General features: G+C 70.9%; 5 protein-coding genes. All 5 read left to right on the top strand.

Annotated elements, in window-relative coordinates:
• Positions 1-677 (top strand): PASTA domain-containing protein (locus Q0D75_RS20730; RefSeq protein ID WP_291057740.1); only part of this gene is annotated, 677 nt, incomplete at its 5' end.
• 145 nt (positions 678-822) lie between these two features.
• A complete protein-coding gene (pstC, locus tag Q0D75_RS20725) occupies positions 823-1,983 on the top strand; it encodes a phosphate ABC transporter permease subunit PstC (protein WP_291057738.1) in 1,161 nt (386 codons plus the stop codon).
• A 1-nt stretch (position 1,984) separates the two neighbouring features.
• A complete protein-coding gene (gene pstA / locus Q0D75_RS20720; protein WP_291057736.1) occupies positions 1,985-3,316 on the top strand; it encodes a phosphate ABC transporter permease PstA in 1,332 nt (443 codons plus the stop codon).
• Positions 3,313-4,917: a phosphate ABC transporter substrate-binding protein PstS gene (gene pstS / locus Q0D75_RS20715; protein ID WP_291057734.1), complete on the top strand. Its 1,605-nt coding sequence runs from the start codon at positions 3,313-3,315 to the stop codon at positions 4,915-4,917. Before pstA ends, pstS begins: the two co-directional genes overlap by 4 nt.
• Before the next feature lie 178 nt (positions 4,918-5,095).
• On the top strand, positions 5,096-7,410 hold a 2,315-nt coding region (locus Q0D75_RS20710; RefSeq protein WP_291057732.1), incomplete at its 3' end, for a hypothetical protein.

Here is a 7,410-nt window from a genome sequence, read left to right as displayed (position 1 = left end):
TCGCCCTCTGGTGCGCAGCGGGCGTGGTCGCCCTGCTCGTCGTCGGCGCCTGGGCGCTCGCCTCCGGCAGCGTGCCCCCGTCGTCGTTCGCGGCCGGAAGCGAGCAGACCGCCGCAGCCACGCCCGAACCGTCGGTGGCGTCCTCCACCCCGACCCCCACCCCGACGCAGGGTCCCACGCCGGTCGCGGCCGCGCTCATCCCCGTTCCCGTTCTGCAGGGCTCGCTCGCCGAGGCCCGCGCCGCCCTCGCCGCCGCCGGCCTCACCGCGGGGGCCGTCACCCTGGAAAACGCCGCCCGTGCCGCCGACTCCGTGCTCGCGTCGAACCCGGTCGCCGGAAGTCCGCTGGTACCCGGCGCAGTCGTCGACCTGACGGTCGCCTCGGGGTCGAACGCGGTGCCCACCGTCGAGGGCGCCACGCAGGACGACGCCGTGACGAGCATCCGCGCCGCCGGCTTCGACGTGGTGGTCACCAGCCGAGCGGATGCGGCCACGCCCGGCACGGTGCTGCAGACGCTGCCGGCCTCCGGCACCGTCGCCCGGCTCGGCAGCACCGTCACGATCGTCGTGGCGACTCCACTGCCGGTGACGCCGCCGAGTCCCACGGCCACCCCCACTCCGATGCCCACCCCCACCTCGACGGCCCCGGCGCCCACCCCCGAGGCCGACCCCCGCTGACGCGACCTCGGGCGGGTCACCCGCGAACGGGGGACGCCCCGCAAACCGGGCGCGCGTCTCTCCACGTCCCGGCTACGTCGGCGTCATGCGGCGGACCCCGCCCGTTCATCCGGCCCGCTGAGAATCAGCGCATGGTGCAGGGCTCGTGACGGATAAAGACGTCTTCCAGACGATCGACGACGTCTTCCTCGACGACGGATTCGACCGGTTCGAGCGCACCGAGGTCATCGCCGGGTCCGGCGAAGAGAACGCCGGACACGAGGGCGATCGCGCCGCAGGTGCGGGCGGCGCGGGAGGTTCGGGCGGCGGGACGGATGAGGGGGACGGGAGCGGTGCGCCGCGGCCTCGCTCACTGGCGTCTCGCCGTTCGACCTCCGACACCGTGTTCCAGACGGTGGCCTTCGCCGCCGGCGCCACCACGGTCGGCATCATGTTGGCGGTGGGCCTCTTCCTCTCCATCCGCGCCGGCTCGGCGCTCTCGGTGGCGGGCATCGGCTTTCTGTTCGAACAGCAGTGGTCGCCCGAGACACAGACCTTCGGCATCGCCGCCGTTCTCTTCGGCACGGTCACGATCGCGCTGATCGCCCTCTGCGTCGGCGTCCCGCTCGCCCTCGGCACCGCCCTGCTGCTCTCCGAGGTGGTGCGCGGAAAGCTGCGCTCGTTCCTGGTGAGCCTGGTCGACCTGATGGCCGCCGTGCCGAGCATCGTGTTCGGCCTCTGGGGCGTGTTCTTCCTGCAGGCCGCCATCATCCCGGTCGCCGAGTGGATCTCGCGCTACCTCGGCTGGATCCCGATCTTCGCGGTCACCGGCGACGACGGTGCGGTGCTCACCGAGGCCAGCGCCTTCACGAGCTCCGCGTTCATCGCCGGCATCGTCGTGGGCCTGATGGTGGTGCCCACCCAGGCCTCCGTGATGCGCGAAGCCTTCTCCCAGGCCCCGATCGGCGAGCGCGAGGGCGCCTTCGCCCTCGGCGCCACCCGCTGGGGCATGATCCGCACGGTCGTGCTGCCCTTCGGCCGCGGCGGCATCATCGGCGGCACCATGCTCGGTCTCGGCCGCGCCCTCGGCGAGACCATCGCTGTCTACATGATCATCTCGCCGCTGTTCACGATCAACTGGCAGGTGCTGAAGACCGGTACCAACTCGGTCTCGGCCCTGATCGCCCTGCGCTACGGCGAGGCGAGCGAGTTCGGCCTCTCGGCGCTGATGGCCGCGGGCCTGGTGCTCTTCCTCATCACGCTCGTCGTGAACTTCACGGCCTCGTCGATCGTGGCCCGGTCGCGCTCCGGCGCAGAGAGCCTGTGACATGACCACGATCTACGAGACGACCCCGGATGCCGGTCCCGACGTCGACCTCGACGACGACCGCACCCGCCTCCAGGCCGAGCTCGACGAGGACTTCGACCGGGAGCTCAACCGCGACCCCGACGAACCGGCCGCCACGAGCATCCCGGACGTCGAGGGCGTCGAAGTGGGCCCGCGTCGCGGTGTGCGCACCGCCACCCTCGACGAGAAGTTCAACGTGGTGGGCGCCCTGGCCGGCGCCCTCGCTCTCTCGACCCTGCTGTTCGGCTGGATCGGCCCGCTCACCGGCGTGATCGGCTGGTTCGTGGTGGCGTTCCTGGCGTTCCTCGGCTTCTACATGCTGCTGGTGTCGCTGCGCAGCGACTTCCAGGAGGTGAAAGACCGCGTCGCGACCGTTCTGATGGTCAGCGCCGGCGTCATCCTGTTCGGCGCCCTCGTGTTCATCGTGGTCTACACGCTGACCCGCGGGTCCGAGGCGCTGCCCTTCGTCAACTTCTTCACCGAGACGATGGAGCTCACCGGCCCGCTGGATCCGCTCTCCTCCGGCGGCATCCTGCACGCCATCGTGGGCACGCTGATCCAGATCGGCATCGCCCTGGCCATCACCATCCCGCTCGGCATCACCACCGCCGTCTTCCTCAACGAGGTCGGCGGCCGCTTCGCCCGGTTCGTGCGCACCATCGCGGATGCCATGACCGCGCTGCCCTCGATCGTCGCCGGCCTCTTCGTGTACGCCGCCATCATCCAGCTCGTCACCCACCAGCGCTCGGGTTTCGCCGCCGCCATGGCGATCACCGTGATGATGCTGCCGATCGTCATCCGGGCCTCGGATGTCGTGCTGCGCCTGGTTCCCGGCAACCTCCGCGAGGCCTCCTATGCGCTCGGCACCACCCGCTGGCGCACGGTGTGGCACGTGGTGCTGCCGACCGCGCGCTCGGGCCTCGTGACCGCCGTCATCCTGGGCACGGCCCGCGGCATCGGCGAGACCTCGCCGGTGCTTCTCACCTCGGGTGTGACCGCGGTGATGAACGTGAACCCGTTCTCGGGCCCGATGATCTCGCTGCCGCTGCAGGTGTTCGACTTCGTGCGCTCGCCCGAGCCCACGATGATCGCGCGCGGCTTCGGCACGGCGGCGGTGCTCATCCTGCTCGTGCTCACCCTGTTCATCGTCGCCCGGATGATCGGCGGCAAGGGCGCCGGCCAGCTCTCCGACCGCCAGCGCCGCGCCGCCACCGCCGAGTCGATTCGCGACCTGCACCGCATCACGATGCTCGACGACCGGCGCTACCTCACTCGATCCCCGAACCCGAACCCAGAGGACGACCCCGCGTGACCCCGAAACCCCGCCGCCGCATCCGCCCCCTCCTGGCCGCGGCGGTCTCCGCCGTCGTGCTCGCCTCGCTCGCCGTCGTCGGGGGTGCGGATGCCGCTCCCGCCCGCGCCGACACCTACACGCCGATCACCGGCACCGGCTCCACTTGGTCGTCGAACGCCCTCGACCAGTGGCGCAAGAACGTGGCGGCCAACTACGGCATGACCGTCAACTACTCCGGCACCGGCTCCTCCGCCGGCCGCCGCGACTTCATCTCGCAGTCGGTCGACTTCGCGGTCAGCGAGATCCCCTTCCAGGCCGCTCCCGAAGACGGATCGATCCCCGAGGTGCCCACCACCGGCTACGCCTACATGCCGATCGTGGCCGGCGGAACCTCGTTCATGTACAACCTGCAGATCGGCGGCAAGCGGGTCACCAACCTGCGGCTGAGCGGCGACTCGATCACGAAGATCTTCACCGGCGCCATCACCAACTGGAACGACCCGCAGCTGGCCGCCGACAACCCCGGTCTCGCGATGCCCGACAAGGCGATCGTGCCGGTGGTGCGCTCGGACGGATCCGGATCCACCGCCCAGTTCACGCTCTGGATGTCGAAGCAGCACCCGGCTCAGTGGGCCTCCTACTTCCCCTCGGGAGCCATGACCTCGCAGTACCCGGTCGGCGGCACCATGAAGGCCCAGAACGGATCGCTCGGCGTGGCCGGCTACGTCTCGCAGGGCTACGGCGAGGGCGCGATCACCTACGTGGAGTACTCCTACGCCAAGAACGCCGGGTTCCCGGTGGCGAAGGTGCTGAACAACTCGGGCTACTACATCGAGCCGAAAGCGACCTCGGTGGCGGTCGGGCTGCTCTCGGCGCGCATCAACGACGACCTCACACAGATCCTCGACGACGTGTACAACAGCCCCGACCCGCGCACCTATCCGCTCTCCAGCTACTCGTACATGATCGTGCCCACCGAGACCACGACCACCTTCACCACGGCGAAGGGCACCACGCTCGCCGCCTTCGCCCGCTACATGCTCTGCGAGGGCCAGCAGCAGGCCGACACCCTCGGCTACTCACCGCTGCCGCTGAACCTGGTGCAGGCGGGATCGACGCAGATCGCCCGCATCCCCGGGGCCGGGTCGATCGGTGTCGACGTGTCGACCTGCAACAACCCCACCTTCAGCGCCGACGGGAGCAATGCGCTCGCCGCCACGGCACCGCAGCCGGCCGCGTGCGACAAGCAGGGGCCGGACCAGTGCACCACCGGTACCGGTGGGGCGGCCGAGACGCCCACCGACACGACCGGATCGGGCAACGGCGGTACCTCGGCGGATGCCGGCGGCGCAGCGGCCGCGGGCGCCCCGGCGGCGGCCGCCGCTGCGGCGGGGACGACCACCGGGGGAGCGGCGCCCGTCTACGACGAGAACGGCGCTCTCGTCTCCGGCGGCACCGCGGTCGCCGGTGCTGCCGTCTCCAGCCCGTTCACCCTTCCCGACGCCGGGATGGGCCCGCAGCAGTGGCTGATGGTGGCCGCCGGAGTGCTGCTGCTCGGGGCCGTGATCGTGCCCCCGCTCGCCTCCCGGCGCCTCAAGCGCGCCGGCCGCGACAGCTGATGTGACCCCTTCGAGGGGTGGCCGGAGGCGGCTGCCCCGGGTCGCCCCCACGCGGTCGTCCGCCCGAAATCTCCCGGGGTGGTGCCCTTACCACACCGTTCATCCCACCGACACCGAGCGCCCATACTCTCTCAGGCGTTCACCCACGAATCCACAGGATTCCCTCTTGGAGCAACCCGTGCCCTCTGCCCCTCGCCACCGTCGTCCGCGGCGCCGATCCTGGCTCCTCTCGCTCACCGCGGGGGTCGCCGCCGGGGTTCTCGCCGGCGGGGTCGCCGTGGTCGCCGGCATCGGCAGCCCGGCCACGCCGGCCAGCGCCGACACCTCCTCGGCGGTCACCGTCGCGGCGAACCAGCAGGACACCGACCTGCAGAACGCCCCGATGCCCGAGCTCGCGGTGACGGTCTCGCAGACCCGCGACCTGCTCGCGCAGGGCATCGAGGTGAGCTGGACCGGCGGCAAGCAGTCGCAGGCGCCGAGTGGGCAGGACGGCGGCACCGACTTCCTGCAGATCATGCAGTGCTGGGGCGCCGACGACGCCGATGCGCCCGACCGCACGAAGTGCCAGTACGGCGCCTTCAACACCCCGGGCACCAGCCGTGACTCCTACCTCGGCGAGACGCCGGTGCCGGCCGAGGACGCGATGTACACGATCCCCGGATCCGGCTTCGCCAATCCCACCTACACGGGCATCCCGTTCTTCGGCGCCAACGGCGACAAGGTCGAGCGGGTGGCGTACGACACGACGACGAAGACCACGAGCCTGATCGACAAGGACTTCCCGGCCGAGGCGAAGATCAACCTCAACTCGAACCAGTTCTTCACCAAGCTCACCAGCAACGAGATCAGCTGGGCGGGATCCGGCGCCAACGGCGAGGGCTCGGTGAAGTTCGAGGTGCAGACCGCGGCGCAGTCGCCGGGCCTCGGCTGCGGCACCCCGAAGCTCGCGGCCAGCGGGGCCTACAGCGGCAGCTCGTGCTGGCTCGTGATCATCCCGCGCGGGGCGGCCGACGCCAACGAGACGAACATCAAGAACTCCGGCCTGCTCTGGGACTCCTGGAAGCACCGGATCGCGGTGAAGCTCGACTTCCTCCCGGTCGGCGTGCGCTGCAGCATCGGCGCGAAGGAGCGCCAGCTCTCCGGCAGCGAGCTCGTGTCGGAGGCCATCGCCTCCTGGCAGCCCAGCCTCTGCGGGGCATCCGGAGGCGCCGCCTACACCACCATCACCGGCGCGGAGTCGGATGCCGCGGTGGCGGCCAACGGCACCACGGTGGCCCCGATGGCCCTCACCTCGCGAGCGCTCAGCGCGCCCGACGTGACCGACTCGCTCACCTACGCGCCGATCGCGCTCACCGGCATCTCGATCGCCTTCGCGATCGACAGCGAGGTCGACCGGCTCGGCGGCGACCTCCCCGACGAGGTGTCGGGCAACGAGCGGCTGCCGTTCGAGTCGCTCAACCTCACGCCCCGGCTCGTGGCGAAACTGCTCACGAACTCCTACCTCGACTCGCTGCCGACGGGCGCCGACAAGTCGCATCTGAACTACGTCAGTCCGGACAAGCCGGGCGACAACGCCCGCAACCTCACCAGCGACCCCGACTTCCTCGCCATCAACGATCCGGTCTGGGCCTACCAGAGCATCAACGCCCCGTCGCTGGCCGACATGCTGCTGCCGCAGGGCCGCTCCGACTCCGCGCGCGCCCTCTGGAACTACGTGCTGAGCGACCAGCAGGCGGTGGACTTCCTGATGGGCAACCCCGATCCGTACGGCATGATCGTCAACCCGTGGAGTTCGATGAACCCGGATGTCTACGCGGCGGAGTCGGGCACCGCGAGCGGGGTGCTGACCTTCCCCCGCGACGACTTCCCGAAGGCGGATCCCTCCGAGCAGGAGGCCGGCACGCCCTCCGCCGTGAACCTGGTGACCTGGCGGCCGTACACCAACGACCTCGCCACCAGCGCCTACCTGGTGCTGCGCGGCGACGGCCAGATCCTCGGCCCGTGGGATCCCAATTCGGTCCCGCCGAAGTACACCAAGGCCTCGCGCAACCTGGCCGGCTTCCAGCGCGTGATCGGGCTCACCGACACCGCCGCCGCCGCGAAGTACCAGGTGGTCTCGGCCAGCCTGCTGAATGCGGCCGGGAACTTCGTCGCCCCCACCACCGACTCGCTCAGCGCCGCGGCGGCGGCGATGACCGCCGACCCCGCACAGCCCCAGGTGTACCGCTTCGACTCCACCTCCGAGCAGGCCAAGGGGGCGCCGGGCGCCTATCCGCTGGCCATGCCGGTCTACGCCGCCGTGAACGCGAAGATGGCCGACGCCGCCGTGCGCACCGACTACGCGAACTTCATCAACTACGCGGCCACCACCGGTCAGGAGCCGGGAACGGCCTTCGGGATGCTGCCCGAGGGCTACGCGCCCATCCCGGCCGGCTGGCAGGCCCAGGCGCTCACGGCGGCGGCCTCGATCGCCGCCGGTGGGACGGTGGCCGC

Source organism: Herbiconiux sp. (assembly GCF_023264855.1).
Classification (GTDB): domain Bacteria; phylum Actinomycetota; class Actinomycetes; order Actinomycetales; family Microbacteriaceae; genus Herbiconiux.
Note: the sequence above shows the minus strand (reverse complement) of the source record. Positions and strands in the feature narration are given on the sequence as shown.